This window comes from Paracoccus sp. NFXS7, from assembly GCF_040148865.1.
Classification (GTDB): Bacteria; Pseudomonadota; Alphaproteobacteria; order Rhodobacterales; family Rhodobacteraceae; genus Paracoccus; species Paracoccus marcusii.
On sequence record NZ_JAKEKV010000008.1, the window covers coordinates 85,648 to 100,341 of the forward strand.

The 14,694-nt window shown below is 70.1% G+C and carries 13 protein-coding genes; 8 read left to right on the forward strand and 5 right to left on the reverse strand.

What is annotated here, in order from left to right; genetic code table 11:
• Positions 1-7 precede the first annotated feature (7 nt).
• From pstB to phoB, 3 genes are read left to right on the forward strand one after another with little or no spacing between them, the layout of a single operon-like run.
• A complete protein-coding gene (pstB, locus tag LZ686_RS13955) occupies positions 8-805 on the forward strand; it encodes a phosphate ABC transporter ATP-binding protein PstB (RefSeq protein ID WP_045982988.1) in 798 nt (265 codons plus the stop codon).
• Positions 806-820: 15 nt separating this feature from the next.
• Entirely contained in the window at positions 821-1,534 is a 714-nt protein-coding gene (phoU, locus tag LZ686_RS13960) for a phosphate signaling complex protein PhoU (protein ID WP_045982987.1), read from the forward strand.
• A 3-nt stretch (positions 1,535-1,537) separates the two neighbouring features.
• Complete coding sequence (phoB, locus tag LZ686_RS13965; protein WP_045982986.1) at positions 1,538-2,227, forward strand: phosphate regulon transcriptional regulator PhoB; 690 nt, start codon at positions 1,538-1,540, stop codon at positions 2,225-2,227.
• Between the two features lie 9 nt (positions 2,228-2,236).
• Here the strand turns inward: phoB and LZ686_RS13970 are convergent, their stop codons facing one another.
• Genes LZ686_RS13970 through LZ686_RS13990 form a run of 5 tightly spaced genes read right to left on the reverse strand, consistent with a single transcriptional unit; the run spans position 2,237 to position 9,641 of the window.
• A complete protein-coding gene (locus LZ686_RS13970; protein ID WP_045982985.1) occupies positions 2,237-3,937 on the reverse strand; it encodes an ABC transporter ATP-binding protein in 1,701 nt (566 codons plus the stop codon).
• A gap of 8 nt (positions 3,938-3,945) precedes the next feature.
• The gene (locus LZ686_RS13975) at positions 3,946-4,713 is read right to left on the reverse strand and encodes an ABC transporter ATP-binding protein (RefSeq protein ID WP_349548184.1); all 768 of its coding nucleotides are present in this window, start codon (positions 4,711-4,713) and stop codon (positions 3,946-3,948) included.
• Positions 4,710-6,665 (reverse strand): Fe(3+)-hydroxamate ABC transporter permease FhuB, encoded by a 1,956-nt coding sequence (gene fhuB / locus LZ686_RS13980; RefSeq protein ID WP_502922013.1) that lies wholly within the window; start codon positions 6,663-6,665, stop codon positions 4,710-4,712. The genes LZ686_RS13975 and fhuB overlap by 4 nt, the downstream gene beginning before the upstream one ends.
• A gap of 4 nt (positions 6,666-6,669) precedes the next feature.
• Positions 6,670-7,557, reverse strand: coding sequence for an ABC transporter substrate-binding protein (locus tag LZ686_RS13985; RefSeq protein ID WP_349548185.1), 888 nt, complete (start codon positions 7,555-7,557; stop codon positions 6,670-6,672).
• Positions 7,551-9,641, reverse strand: coding sequence for a TonB-dependent siderophore receptor (locus LZ686_RS13990; RefSeq protein WP_349548186.1), 2,091 nt, complete (start codon positions 9,639-9,641; stop codon positions 7,551-7,553). Before LZ686_RS13990 ends, LZ686_RS13985 begins: the two co-directional genes overlap by 7 nt.
• A 124-nt stretch (positions 9,642-9,765) precedes the next feature.
• Between LZ686_RS13990 and LZ686_RS13995 the strand changes: the two genes are divergently transcribed.
• From LZ686_RS13995 to cysW, 5 genes are all read left to right on the forward strand, one after another.
• Positions 9,766-10,749, forward strand: coding sequence for a siderophore-interacting protein (locus tag LZ686_RS13995; protein WP_349548187.1), 984 nt, complete (start codon positions 9,766-9,768; stop codon positions 10,747-10,749).
• 198 nt (positions 10,750-10,947) lie between these two features.
• Positions 10,948-12,009, forward strand: a complete 1,062-nt coding sequence (locus LZ686_RS14000; RefSeq protein ID WP_349548188.1) for a sulfate/molybdate ABC transporter ATP-binding protein — start codon at positions 10,948-10,950, stop codon at positions 12,007-12,009.
• Positions 12,009-13,001 (forward strand): sulfate ABC transporter substrate-binding protein, encoded by a 993-nt coding sequence (locus LZ686_RS14005; protein ID WP_349548189.1) that lies wholly within the window; start codon positions 12,009-12,011, stop codon positions 12,999-13,001. The genes LZ686_RS14000 and LZ686_RS14005 overlap by 1 nt, the downstream gene beginning before the upstream one ends.
• On the forward strand, positions 12,998-13,846 hold the full coding sequence (gene cysT, locus LZ686_RS14010) for a sulfate ABC transporter permease subunit CysT (RefSeq protein ID WP_045983241.1): 849 nt from the start codon (positions 12,998-13,000) through the stop codon (positions 13,844-13,846). Before LZ686_RS14005 ends, cysT begins: the two co-directional genes overlap by 4 nt.
• Positions 13,843-14,649, forward strand: coding sequence for a sulfate ABC transporter permease subunit CysW (gene cysW / locus LZ686_RS14015; protein WP_045983240.1), 807 nt, complete (start codon positions 13,843-13,845; stop codon positions 14,647-14,649). Before cysT ends, cysW begins: the two co-directional genes overlap by 4 nt.
• The last annotated feature ends 45 nt before the right edge of the window (positions 14,650-14,694 follow it).

Here is a 14,694-nt window from a genome sequence, read left to right on the forward strand (position 1 = left end):
AGCCACCATGTATGACACCATCCGATCGGAGAGCGCCGTGAGCCAGCAGGACATCAAGATTTCCGCACGCGACGTGCAGGTCTTCTATGGCGAGAAGCAGGCGATCAAAGACCTGAACGTCGAGATCCTGGACAAGACCGTCACCGCCTTCATCGGCCCGTCGGGCTGCGGCAAGTCCACCTTCCTGCGCTGCATCAACCGCATGAACGACACGATCGACAGTGCCCGGATCGCGGGCCGGATCACCATCGACGGCGAGGACATCTATGACCGCAGGATCGACCCGGTGCAGCTGCGCGCCAAGGTCGGCATGGTCTTCCAGAAGCCGAACCCGTTCCCCAAGTCGATCTATGACAACGTGGCATACGGCCCGCGCATCCATGGCCTGGCCCGCGGCAAGGCCGAGCTGGACGAGATCGTCGAACGCTCGCTGCGCGGCGCGGCCCTGTGGAACGAGGTCAAGGACCGCCTGTCCGAGCCAGGCACGGGCCTGTCGGGCGGCCAGCAGCAGCGCCTGTGCATCGCGCGCGCGGTGGCCACGTCCCCCGAGGTGCTGCTGATGGACGAGCCCTGCAGCGCGCTGGACCCCATCGCCACCAGCCAGGTCGAGGAGCTGATCGAGCAGCTGCGCACGCAGTTTTCCGTGGTCATCGTGACCCATTCGATGCAGCAGGCTGCCCGCGTCAGCCAGAAGACTGCCTTCTTCCATCTGGGCAACCTGGTCGAATACGGTGATACCGACGACATCTTCACGAAGCCCCGGGACAGCCGGACCGAGGCCTATATCTCGGGCCGGATCGGCTGATCGAAAGGACCTGACATGAACCGCGACAAGCATATCTCCTCGGTCTTCGACCGCGACCTGGAGACGATCCAGGCGATGGTCGTCAAGATGGGCGGCATGGTCGAGGCCGCGATCACCGACGCCTCGACCGCGCTGGACACGCGCGACCAGGAGCTGGCCGACCAGGTCCGCCGCCGCGACAAGGCCATCGACGCGATGGAGATCCAGATCAACGAGGACGCCGCCCGCCTGATCGCGCTGCGCGCGCCCACCGCAACCGACCTGCGGATGGTGCTGGCGGTGATGAAGATCTCGGCCTCGCTGGAACGGGTGGGCGATTACGCCAAGAACATGGCCAAGCGCACCGAGGTGCTGTCCCAGATGCCCGCCATCGCCGGATCGGGCATGGCGCTGCGCCGGATGAGCCAGGCGGTGAACCGGATGCTGCAGGACGCGCTGGACAGCTATATCCGCCGCGACGCCGACCTGGCCCATGACGTGCGTCAGCGCGACCTGGAGGTGGACCAGATGTACAACGCGCTGTTCCGCGAGTTCCTGACCCACATGATGGAGGACCCGCGCAACATCACCCCCTGCATGCACCTGCACTTCATCGCCAAGAACGTCGAGCGGATGGGCGACCATGCGACGTCCATCGCCGAGCAGGTGGTCTATCTGGTCACGGGCGACCTGCCCGACGAGGCGCGCCCGAAAAGCAGCAGCGTCGTGGCCCCCGCGGCGGAGGTCTGAGGGATGGCGCGCCAGGCCCCCTGCGTGTTGGTCGTCGAGGACGAGGGCGCACAGCGCGAAGTCCTGCATTACAACCTCGAGGCCGAGGGTTTCGACGTGGTCATGGCCGACAACGGCGAGGACGCGCTGCTGCTGGTGGCAGAGGAGCAGCCGGACCTGATCGTGCTGGACTGGATGCTGCCGCGCGTGTCGGGCATCGAGGTCTGCCGCCAGGTCAAGGCCGATCCCGCGACCCGCAACATCCCGATCATCATGCTGTCCGCGCGCAGCGAGGAGGTCGACCGCGTCCGCGGCCTGGAGACAGGGGCCGACGATTACGTGGTCAAACCCTATTCCGTCGTCGAGCTGCTGGCCCGCCTGCGCACCCAGCTGCGCCGCACCCGCCCCGCCACGATGGGCGAGCGGCTGACCTTTGCGGACATCATCCTGGACGCCGCCGAACACCGGGTGTTCCGCGCCGGCCAGACGCTGCATCTGGGCCCGACGGAGTTCCGGCTGCTGTCCACGATGATGGAGAAGCCGGGCCGCGTCTGGACGCGCGAACAGCTGCTGGACCGGGTCTGGGGGCGCGACATCTATGTCGACACGCGCACCATTGACGTGCATGTGGGCCGCCTGCGCAAGGCGCTGATGAAGAACGGCGGCGACGACCCGCTGCGCACCGTGCGCGGCGTGGGCTATGCCCTGGGCTAAGGCCCGGACCTAGGCCGCCAGCCCCGCATAGATGCCGCCCTGCGACAGCAGGTCGGCATGGCTGCCCATCTCGACCACGCGGCCCCGGTCCATGACCACGATGCGGTCGGCGTTCCGGATCGTGCCCAGCCTGTGGGCGATCACCAGCGTCGTGCGCCCGACCGACAGGGCGTCCAGCGCCGACTGGATCTCGCGTTCGGTCTGGCTGTCCAGGGCGCTGGTCGCCTCGTCCAGGATCAGGATCGGCGGGTTCTTCAGGAAGGCCCGCGCGATGGCCACGCGCTGCTTCTGCCCGCCCGACAGCATCACCCCGCGTTCGCCCACGACCGTGTCCAGGCCCTGCGGCAGGCCTTCGATCATCTGCGCCAGCTGCGCCTTGGCGGCGGCCTGCGCGATCTCCATGTCCGAGGCGTCCAGGCGGCCATAGGCGATGTTCTCGCGCAGCGTGCCGCCGAACAGGAACACGTCCTGGCTGACCAGGCCGATCTGGCGGCGCAGGCTGTGCAGGCGCATCGCGGGCAGGTCCATCCCGTCGACGACGATGCGCCCCTGGCTGGGTTCGTAGAACCGCGGCAGCAGCGCCAGCAGCGTGGTCTTGCCCGCGCCCGAGGGGCCGACGAAGGCCACCGTCTCTCCGGCGCGGATGTCCAGGTCGATCCCCGACAGGATCGGGCGGTCGGGGTCATAGGCAAAGCCCACCCCCTCGAACCGGATGTCGCCGCGCAGGGCGGGGGCGTCGATCGCGTCGGGTGCGTCGGCGATCTCGGGGTCGGTGGCCAGCAGCTCCTGATAGCGGCGGAATCCGGCGATGCCGCGGGGATAGGTCTCGATCACCGCGGCGATCTTCTCCAGCGGGCGATAGAAGACGCCCACCAGCAACAGAAAGCCCACGAAGCCGCCGGTGGTCAGTTCGCCCGACAGCACGAAGCCCGCGCCCATGACCATGACGATGACCTGCACAAGCCGCAGGCCCATGTACTGCAGCGCGCTGGACGCCGCCATCACGCGGTACGCGTCCAGCTTGGCCTGGCGATAGCGAGCGTTGTCGGCGGCGAAGAGATGGCTCTCATGCGCCTCGTTGCCGAAGGCCTGCACTACGCGGACGCCGCCCAGGGTCTCCTCCAGGCGCACGTTGAAATCGCCGACGCGGGAATAGATCGCGCGCCAGGTCGCCGTCATCCGCCCGCCATAGACGATCACCAGGGCCAGCATGGCCGGCACGATCAGCGCCACGATGACCGCCAGCTGCGGGTTGATCCAGAACATCAGCAGGAACGCGCCGACGAAGGTCATCAGCGCGATGAAGGCGTCCTCGGGGCCGTGATGGGCGACCTCTCCGATCTCCTCCAGGTCACGGGTGACGCGGGCGACCAGCTTGCCGGTGCGCGCACGGTCGTACCAGCGCCAGGACAGCCGCGTCAGATGGTCGAAGGCGCGGGCCCGCATCGCGGTCTCGATGTTGATGCCCAGCTTGTGCCCCCAGTAGATCACCACCGTCAGCAGCCCGGCATTGACCGCATAAAGCGCCAGCAGCCCCCCCGCCGCGGCCAGGGTCAGCGTCCAGTCGCCCTGCGGCAGCAGGTGGTCGATGAAGGCGGTGACGGCCAGCGGAAAGGCCAGCTCCAGCAGACCCGAGACGACCGCGCAGCCGAAATCCAGCCAGAACAGGCCCAGATGCGGACGATAGTAGGAAAAGAACTGTTTCAGCATGCGGCCTCTCAGGCGGGGATGGCGACGGGGCGTCCGTCGGGGCGGGTCAGGACCTGCATCGGCAGGCCATAGATGTCGTGCAGCGTGTCGGGGCGCATCAGGGCGTCCGGGCCGCCCTGCCAGACCAGCCGCCCGGCCTTCAGCGCCACGACATGGTCGCAGAACCGCGCGGCCATGTTGACGTCGTGCAGCACGATGACGGCACTGCGCCCCTGGTCGTGGCACATCGCGGCGACCAGGGCCAGCACCTCGACCTGGTGGGCGATGTCCAGCGCGCTGATCGGTTCGTCCAGCAGCAGCGTGCCCGCCTGCTGCGCGACCATCATGGCCAGCCAGACGCGCTGGCGTTCGCCGCCCGACAGGGTGTCGACCAGCCGATCGGCAAAGCCCGCAACCCCGCATTCGTCCAGAGCGCGGGCGACGGCGGCATGATCGGCGGGGCCGAAGCGGCCCAGGGCGCCGTGCCAGGGATAGCGGCCAAGGGCCACCAGTTCGCGCACCAGCATGCCATCGGCCGGGGGCGTGGTCTGGGGCAGGAAGGCCATGCGGCGGGCCAGGTCGCGGGCGGGCCAGTCGGCCAGGGCGCGCCCCTCGAACCGGGCGGTGCCGCCTGCCGGGACCTGTCGGGCCAGCGCGCGCAGCAGCGTGGATTTGCCCGACCCGTTATGGCCGATCAGCGCGGTCGCCCGGCCCGCGGGCAGGTCCAGCGTGATGTCGTCCAGCAGCCGGCGACTTGGGACGTCGACCGACAGGCCGGACAGGTGAAAGAGCGTCATCGATGCCTCGTCATCAGCCAGATCAGCCAGGGCGCCCCGATCAGCGAGGCGAACAGCCCAAGCGGCAGTTCATAGGGAAAGCCCGCCATGCGCGCGCCGAAATCGGCGGCCAGCATCAGCCCCGCCCCGATCAGCGCCGATCCCGTCAGGTGGTCGGCCGGGCGGGCCAGGCCGATGCGGCGGGCCAGATGCGGGGCCATCAGCCCGACGAAGGACAAAGGTCCCGTGACCATCGTCGCGGCCCCCGTGGCCAGCCCCGCCAGCACGATCAGCGCCAGCCGCGCGGGCGGCAGGCCCAGCCCCAGGCCGCGCGCGACCCCCGCCCCAAGCGGCAGCAGCGCCAGCCAGCGGCGCAGGGCCAGCGTGGCCAGCCAGACGGCCACGGCCAGGGCCGCCAGCGCGACGGCCCCCGCCATCGGCACGGCGGCCGCAGACCCCGACAGCCAGGACAGGATCGCCCAGGCCCGCGCATCGCCCACGGCCATCATCGCCGACAGCACGGCCGAGGCCAGGGCCGACACCGCGATGCCCGCCAGCAGCACGCGTTCCGCCGGCATGTCGCGGCGCGCGGTGAAGGCCACCAGCACCGCCAGCGCCAGCGCACCCCCCGCCATCGTCCCAAGCGCCAGCGCCAGCGCGCTAGGGGCGGCCAGGCCAAAGACCACCGCCGCATAGCCAAGCGAGGCGCCGCCCGACACGCCCAGCACCTCGGGCGAGGCCAGGGGGTTCGCGGTCAGCCGCTGCAGGATCGCCCCGGCCAGTGCCAGCGCCGCCCCCGACGCCGCCGCCGCCAGCAGGCGGGGCAGGCGCATGGGCACAAACGCCGCCAGGTTCGCGCGGTCCAGTACCGCCCAGCCACCCGGCACCCGCCCGATCCACAACAGGACCAGCCCCGCCAGGACCAGGGCCGCCGCCATCGCCGCCAGCAGCGGCCCCGGACGGGCCAGCCGCGGGGCAGGGCGGTCGCCCGATTCCGCGCCGGGCGGGGATGTGCCCCGCAGTCGCGGCAGCAGCCAGATCAGCAGCGGCCCGCCGACCAGCCCGGTCAGCGCGCCGGTGGGAAACATCTCGGCCCCCAGGCCCGCCAGGGCCAGCACCAGCCCGTCGCAGATCGACAGGATCAGTGCGCCCAGGACCGGCGACCAGGCCAGCAGGCCGGGGATGGTCCGCACCCCCAGGCTGCGCGCCATGGCAGGCGCCGCCAGCCCGACAAAGCCGATCAGCCCCAGTTCCGCCGACACGGCCGCGGCCAGCACGACCGCGACGGCCACCGCCGCCAGCCGCATCGCGGCGACGTTCAGGCCGAGGCCCTGCGCGCCCTCGGCGCCCAGGGACAGCAGGCGCAGCGGACGGGCCAGCACTGCTGCGGCCAGGCCACCCAGGGCCAGCACCCCGGCCAGCGCGGCGACCCCCGACCAGTCCTGCTGGACCAGCGAGCCGCCGTTCCAGATGACCAGCGACAGCAGGTACTGTCCCTGCGCCAGCGTGACCGCCCCCGCAACCGCACTGGCGGTCAGCCCGACCAGCATGCCCGCGATGACCATCGTCACCGGCTGAAAGCCGCGCCGCGCGCCGATGGCCAGCACCAGCGCCGCCGCGGCACCCGCGCCCGTCATGGCGACGGGCCAGCGCCCGCCCTCTAGCAAGGTCGGGGACAGGATCGTGGCCAGGACCAGTGCCAGCTGCGCGCCCGCGCTGATGCCAAGCGTCGTGGGATCGGCCACCGGGTTGCGCAGCACCACCTGCAGGATCGCGCCCGACAGGCCCAGCATCGCCCCCGCCAGCAGCGCGATGACCCCGCGCGGCATCAGGCCATAGGCCATGCGGATCTGATCCAGGCTCATCGCCTGCGGATCCCAGGGCAGGGCGGGCAGGGGCAGCGTGCGCGCGGCCATCAGCCACAGCGCAAGGGCGATTAGCGCCGCGCAGGGCGCAAGGGTCCGGGTCGTCATCGCCTCAGGCCTCCAGCGCGCGGGCCAGCAGGTCGCCAAAGCGCAGCGCGGCGGGCACCCCGCCAAAGGCGTTCATCCGCGGCAGGTGATGCACGCGGCCCTGCGCCACCTGCGGCAGGGCCTGCCACAGCCGGCTGCGGGACAGCGCGCCCTGCGCCTGCGGCGGGATGGGGCCGGCGATGACCAGCCGCGCGTCGGGCATGTCGGCCAGGCGTTCAAGGGGAACCGGGGCCAGGAAGCTGAAGGCCGTCGCCTCGGACCAGGCGTTGCGCAGGCCGATGCGGGTCAGGGTGCTGCCGAAGAGGCTGTCAAAGCCGAAGGCGCGCAGGTGGCGCGCATCGCCGATATCGACCAGCGCCAGCGGCCGGTCGGCATGGTGCGCGACCCGCGCGGCCAGCCGGTCCAGATGCGCGTCGGCCCGTGCCCGCGCCCGACCGCCCGCGGCAGGATCGCCGATCTGCCGCGCAAGCGCGTCCAGCGCGTCCATCGCCTTGGGCAGCGGCGCCGCGCCCGGCTGATAGAAGGGCAGGGACAGGACCGGGGCGATCGCCTCCATCCGCGCCTGATAGCGGGTGTAATAGGGAGAGCTGAGGATCAGCGTGGGGCGGACCAGCTGAAGCAGTTCAAAGTTCGGCGCGCCGCGCAGGCCAAGGTCGGTGACCGTGTCGGGGATGGCGGGGACGCCCACATCGGCGCGAAAGCGGATCAGCTCGGCCGCGGCGACCGGCATGTGGCCCAGGGCGGTCGCGGTCTCCAGCATCGCCCAGTCAATCGCAGCCAGGCGCGGGCCCGCCCCTGCGCGCAAAGGCAGGCCCGCCGCCAGCAGGATGCCGGCGGCGGTCAGAAAGGCGCGGCGGTCGGGCCGGGGCGATATGGCCCCGCGCCCTACCACGTGTAGGCGACCTTGGCGGCGACGCTGCGCCCTTCGCCGTAGTAGCAGCCGAAGGAGCCGCAATTGGCGAGATAGACCTCGTCGGTGACGTTGTTCAGGGTCACGCTGGCCTCGATGTTGCCGCGGGTATAGGTCGCGGCCACATCGACCAGGGTGACGCTGTCCAGGTCGAACGTGTTCCCGAAATCGCCCTTGCGTTCGCCGATATGGCGGATGCCGCCCCCGGCGCGCAGCCCGTTCCCGAAATCGCGGTCCAGCCACAGGCTGGCCAGATGGCGCGGCGCGTTGGGCATTTCCAGCCCGTCCTCTGGGCCGCCCTTCTGTTCGGTCTCGTTGAAGGCATAGCTGGCGCGCAGGTCCCATGCGGCGCTCAGCGCGGCGGTGGCCTCTAGCTCCAACCCCTTGGAGCGAACCTCGCCCACCTGGCGGCGGCGCCCCTGGCCCAGGTTGCGCACCAGGTTCTGTTGGGTCAGGTCATAGACGGCGGCGCTGAACAGCCCGTCAAAGCCCGCGGGCTGATACTTGACCCCAACTTCCCACTGCTTGCCCTCGGTCGGGTCCAGCGTCTCTCCGGTGGTGTCGTCGATGCCAATGGTCGGGTCGAACGAGGTCGAATAACTGGCATAGGGCATCACGCCGTTCGCCAGGACATAGCCCAGGCCAACCCGGCCCGTGGTCGCGCTGTCGGACTGGTCGATGGGGGTGTCGCCGTCAAAGTTTGTGAACTTCGTCCCCGTCTGTTCGGTCCAATCCTGACGGATGGCCAGGCTGCCGCGCCAGTTGCCGACGGTGATCTCGTCCTGGGCATAGAGGCCGACCTGCTTTTGGCTGATGTCGGAGATGCTGGTGTACCAGGCCGACGTCGCAGGCAGCCCGCCATAGACCGGGTCGGAAGCGTCGATGGGCTGGCCGAAGAAGAACTGCGTTGTCGTGTCGGCATCGTACTGCCGGATGTCCAACCCCAAGAGCAGGTCATGGGTCACGCTGCCGGTGGTGATGCTGTTCGACAGGCGGGTGTCCAGGTTCAGGCCTGTCGTGGATTCGTCCTGAAAGTTCGCGCCCCGCGTGACCGACAGGCCGTCGTCGGTCAGGCCGCTGACATAATGTCCGGTATAGGTCCAGTCGAACCGTTCGGCCCGGAAGCCCTGCGACAGGGTCCAGCCGTTGTCCATCTGGTGACTGATCTCGATGCCCAGGTTCGCCATATCGCGGTCGCTGTCGTCGAAGCCCGGTTCTCCGAAATAGGTGTCGCGCAGGGCCTTGCCGTCGCCGGTCTGCGTCAGCGCAAAGGGTACGCCGGGGGGCGAGATGGGCGCGTCCTTGGTATAGGACGCGATCACGTCCACGGTCGTCGCGTCGTCGGGCGCATAACGCAGCGCCGCGCCCAGATAGCCGCGTTCGTTGGTCAGTTCGCGGATCTGCGTCTTGCTGTCGCGCAGGATGCCGGTCAGGCGCCAGGACAGGGTCGGGCTTGCCACGCGGTTCAGGTCGAAGAAGGTCTGCGCGCTGTCATTGCTGTCATATCCCAGACCCGCTTCCGAAAAATCGAAATCCTGTGCGCGCTTCTGAACCTGGTTGATGATCCCGGCGGGCGACCCGGCCCCGTAAAGGGACGAATTCGGGCCCTTAAGAACCTCGACCTGCTGCAGGCCATAGACCTCGAAGGCAGGCGATCCGAAATCGCGCAACTGGCGCAGGCCGTTGACGTATTGCGAACCGCGCGCTTCGAAGCCGCGCACGGTGGGGCTGTCGAAACGGGGGTCCGCGCCGAAGGGCTGGCCCACGACGCCCGCGGTGTAGTTCAGCGCCTGGCCCAAGGTCTGCGCGCCCTGATCCTCGATCTGCTGGCTGGTCACGACCGAGATCGACTGCTGCGTCTCGGCCACGGGGGTGTTCGATTTCGTGGCGACCTGCGCCTGTCCGCCGACATAGCCGTCCGCCTGGACGGACGCGTCCGAGGACGCTGTCAGCACGATCTCGTCTAGCAGGATCGGCTCCGCGGCCTGCTGGGACCAGGCCACGCCGGACGACAGGGCAAGAAGGCTGGCACCGGCCAGAAGGAAGATACGGGGCTCTACGGACATGATGGCCTGCTGGATTGACACGTTTGGGCGTATCTGATCTTTTCTGTCAGATTCGTCAATCTGCCAATCCGGCTGTCGAATTCATATTTCCGACTTTTTGACTTTCCAGCCACGGACCCTGCCCATGTCGCATCTGCGTAGTCATCACGGAACAGGCCTGATCCCCCGTGCCAGCGGGGCCGCGGTCGCGGCGCTGAAGGCGCGGGCCGCGATGTGGGAGGCCCCGCTGGTCGAGGACGAGGCGGGTCTCAGCCTGCTGATCTGGGGGTCCGAGCTGCGCCTGACGCGCCAGGCCGACGCGTTGCGCATCGACCTTCTGGCGCCCGAGGACCGGCTGGTCGGCATCCTGCGCGACAGCGCGACCGAGATCCTGGCCGAGGCGGGGGTCGAGGTCGCGTGGGACGATGTTGATGCGGGCGCGCTGGCACCGGGGCTTGCGCTGCTGCGGGTGGCGGGGGTGTCGCGCCCCGTGCCGGGGTTCCTGCGCGTGCGGCTGGCGGGACCGCAGGCCGGGCAGTTCGCGCAGGGCGGTTATCACTTTCGCCTGCTGCTGCCGCCGGCGGGGCGGGCGGCCATCTGGCCGCGCGTGGCCGCCAGCGGACGCACCGTCTGGCCCGACGGGGCGGACGCGCTGCACCGGCCGGTCTATACCGTGGTGGATCACGGGGCGGGCTGGCTGGATTTCGACATCTTTTGTCATCCGGGCAGCCCGACCCGTGACTGGGCGCAGGGCGCGCCCCTGGGCCAGCAGGTCGGTGCCATCGGCCCCGGCGGCGGCAGCTGTCCCGACACCGATCGGCTGTGGCTGTTCGGCGACCAGACCGCGATGCCCGCCATCACCCGCATGCTGGCCGAGACGCGCGGCACGGCCAGCGCCGTCCTGTGCTGTGACGCGGCCGACCTGGGCGCGCTGGCGGATGATCCGCGGGTCACGCGCTGCGACGACCTGATGGCCGCGCTTGTGGCGATGCCGGACCCCGTGGGCGGGCATGTCTGGTTCGCGGCCGACGCGGCGCGCACCCGTGCCGCGCGCAGCCACCTGCTGGCCCGCGGCCTGACCAAGACCCAGTTCACCGCCGCCGCCTATTGGTCGCGCGCAGAGGCTTGAAAAAGAACGCAGGTCTGCCCGGACGGGCGCGGTGCGGAACGCTGTCGCGTCGTCCGGCGCGACCCGCGACCGGGCGTTTCGCAGGTGGCGCACCGGGCGGAACGGCGGCCCGCATCGGTGCCCCGCGGGCGGGGCCGCGGCCCCTTGCCCGGTGCCCCGCCGCGGCCTAGCTGGCAGGGACAGCCAGGGGGTGCGCCGATGTCGATCGAGATTGCAGGACTGACCAAGCGGTTCGACCGGACCGATGTCCTGCGCGGCATCGATCTGTCGGTCGAACCCGGAGAGCTTCTGGCCCTGCTGGGCCCGTCCGGGTCGGGCAAGACCACGCTTCTGAAGATCATCGCCGGGCTGGAATGGCCCGATGCCGGGCAGCTGCGGGTCGAGGGGCAGGATTGGCTGGCGCTGGCCGCCCGCGACAGACGCATCGGCTTCGTCTTTCAGCATTACGCCCTGTTCCCCCACATGACGGTGCGCGACAATATCGGCTTTGGCCTGTCCGTCCTGCCGCGCGGTCAGCGCCCGACCCGCGCCCAGAACGCCGCCCGCGCGGACGAGCTGATGGCGTTTCTGCAGATCGACCACCTGGCCGACCGCTTTCCGGGGCAGCTGTCGGGCGGTCAGCGTCAGCGGGTGGCGCTTGGCCGCGCGCTGGCGATCAAGCCGCGGGTGCTGCTTCTGGACGAGCCCTTCGGCGCGCTGGACGCCGCGATCCGTCGCGACCTGCGCCGCTGGCTGCGCGGCGTGCACGAGGCGACCGGATCGACGACCATCTTCGTGACCCACGACCAGGAGGAGGCCTTCGAGCTGGCCGACCGCGTGGTGGTCATGGGCGAGGGCCGGATCGAGCAGATCGGCCATGCCGACGCCATCCACGACGCCCCGGCCACCCCCTTCGTTGCGCGCTTCATGGGGGCCACGGTCCAGCTGCCTGTCACCGTCACGGCGGGCCGCGCGAAGGGGCCGGGGCTGGATCTGTCCGCGCTGCCGCTGGTCGCGTTGCGCGACGGCGCGGCGCAGCTGTTCGCGCGCCCGGCCGATCTGCGCGTCGCGCCGGACGGGGACGGGCGGTGGCGCGTCCAGACCCTGGCCAGCACCGGTGCCGAGCTGCGCCTGACCGTCGCCCATGCGGACGGGACCGAGGCCGAAATCCAGATGCCCCGCCGCGGCGCCCCGACGCTGAGCCGCGGCGCCGCCGTCACTCTGGCCGTCCACGCCGCCACGATCTTTGCCGATGCCCCGATGCAGAAGGAAACCGCCTGATGAGACTGCCCCTGATCGCCACCGCCCTGGCCCTGACCCTGTCCGGCCCCGCCCTTGCGCAGGACAAGCTGCTGAACGTCAGCTATGACATCGCGCGCGAGCTGTTCGAGGCGCTGAACCCTGTCTTTGCCAAGAAGTGGCAGGCCGATACCGGGCGCAGCCTGACCATCGACATGTCGCATGGCGGATCGTCGCGCCAGGCCCGCGCCATCCTGGAGGGGCTGCCGGCCGATGTCGTGACCTTCAACCAAGAGACCGACGTGGACGTGCTGGCCGAGGGCGGCCTGCTGTCCGAGGACTGGCGCGACGCGCTGCCGAACGGGGCGTCGCCCTATTACTCGCTGCCCGCCTTCCTGGTGCGCGAGGGCAACCCCAAGGGGATCGAGGATTGGGACGACCTGGCCCGCGACGACGTGGCGCCCGTCTTCCCCAACCCCAAGACCAGCGGCAATGCGCGCTATACCTATCTGGCGGCCTATGCCTATGCGCTGGCGCAGAACGGCGGCGACCAGGCGGCGGCGCAGGAATTCGTGCGCGCCGTCTTTGACAACGTGCCGGTCTTTGACACGGGCGGGCGCGCGGCCACCCAGACCTTCGCCGAACGCGGCATCGGCGACGTGCTGGTGACCTTCGAAGCCGAGACCGGCCAGATCGCCAAGCAGTACGAGGCGCAGGGATTCGAACGCGTGACGCCATCGATCAGCCTGTTCGCGGCCTTCCCGGTGGCCGTGGTGGCCGAGAATGCCGAGGACAACGGCACGACCGATCTGGCCACCGCCTATCTGGACTGGCTGTACACCCCCGAGGCACAGCGCATCCTGGCCGACAACTACTACCGCGTCACCGACGAGACGGTCGCCGCGGAATTCGCCGACGCCCAGGCCCCGGTCGAGCTGGTCACCGTGGACGACGTCTTTGGCGGATGGGACCGCGTGCGCGAGGAGCATCTGGCCGACGGCGCGATCCTGGACCAGGTCTTCGTGAACCGATGACCACTGCCACGGCCCCGATCCGCGCCAAGCGCGTCCTGCCCGGCTTCACGCTCAGCTTGGGCACGACGCTGCTGTATCTGGTGCTGATCGTCCTGATCCCCATCGCGGCGCTGATCCTGAAGGGCGCGCAAATCGGGCCCGCGGGTTTCTGGGCCATCGTCAGCAGCGACCGGGCGCTGGCCGCGTTCCGCGTCACGCTGACGGCGGCGGCCATCGCCACGGCCTTCAACGCGGTCTATGGCCTGCTGATGGCCTGGGTGCTGGTGCGCCACGACTTTCCGGGCAAGCGCATCCTGGACGCGCTGATGGATGTGCCCTTCGCGCTGCCCACCGCGGTGGCGGGGCTGTCGCTGACGGCGCTGTTTTCTGCCAACGGCTGGTTCGGGCAGGTGCTGCACCCCCTGGGCGTGCCGGTGGTCTATACGGTGCTGGGCATCGCGCTGGCGATGGCCTTCACCTCGATCCCCTTCGTGGTGCGCACGGTCCAGCCGGTGCTGGAGGATCTGGACCCCGCGCTGGAACAGGCGGCCGAGACCCTGGGCGCCACGCCCTGGCAATCCTTCGCCCGCGTGGTGTTTCCGGCGATCTTGCCCGCCTGGCTGGCCGGCTGCACGACGGCCTTCGCGCGGTCCCTGGGCGAGTTCGGCGCGATCGTCTTCATCGCCGGCAACCTGCCCGGAGAGACGGAGATCGCGGCGCTCTTGGCCTTCATCCGGCTGGAGGAGTTCGACTATAACGGCGCGGCGGCCATCGCGCTGGTCCTGCTGGGCTTTGCGCTGGTGCTGCTGGTCGTGTCGAACATCCTGCAATCCTGGGCCGCCCGCCACCGCGAGGCCACCCGATGACGCCGCGTCGTCCCGCCCGATCGGGCCGCCTGCTGGTCGCGCTGGCCGTGGTGCTGACGCTGCTGATCGTGGTGGCGCCGCTGGTCTTCATCTTCGCCCGCGCCTTTTCCGAAGGCTGGCGGGTCTATGCCGACACCATCCTGCATCCCGATACGCTGCACGCCATCTGGCTGACCAGCCTGGTCGCGCTGATCGTGGTGCCGATCAACATCGCCTTCGGCATCGCCGCCGCATGGGCGGTGGCCAAGCACCGCTTCTGGGGGCGCGGCATCCTGGTCACCATGATCGAGATCCCGTTCTCAATCTCTCCGATCATCGCGGGGATCTGCTATCTGCTGCTCTATGGCCGCCAGGGGCTGCTGGGGCCGTGGCTGCGCGAGGTCGACCTGCAGGTCATGTTCGCGCTGCCGGGCATCGTGCTGGTGACGCTGTTCGTGACCGCACCCTTTGTCGCGCGCGAGGTGCTGCCCCTGATGCAGGCGCAGGGAACCGATCAGGAACAGGCCGCGGTGACGCTTGGCGCGTCGGGCTGGCAGGTGTTCCGCCGCGTGACCCTGCCCAACATCAAGTGGGCGCTGCTGTACGGTGCGGTCCTGTGCACGGCGCGCGCGGTCGGCGAATTCGGGGGCGTGTCCGTGGTGTCTGGCAACATCCGCGGCCAGACCAACACGCTGCCCCTGCATATCGAGCTGCTGTTCAACGACCTGAACGCGGTGGGCGCCTTTGCGGCGGCCTCGACCCTGACCCTGCTGGCGCTGGTCGCGCTGGTCCTCAAGGCGGTCCTGGAGGGGCGGCGCGGCTGAGGGCCCCGCTTGCCCCCGCGGGGCGCCGGGCATAGCGTGGGGTCC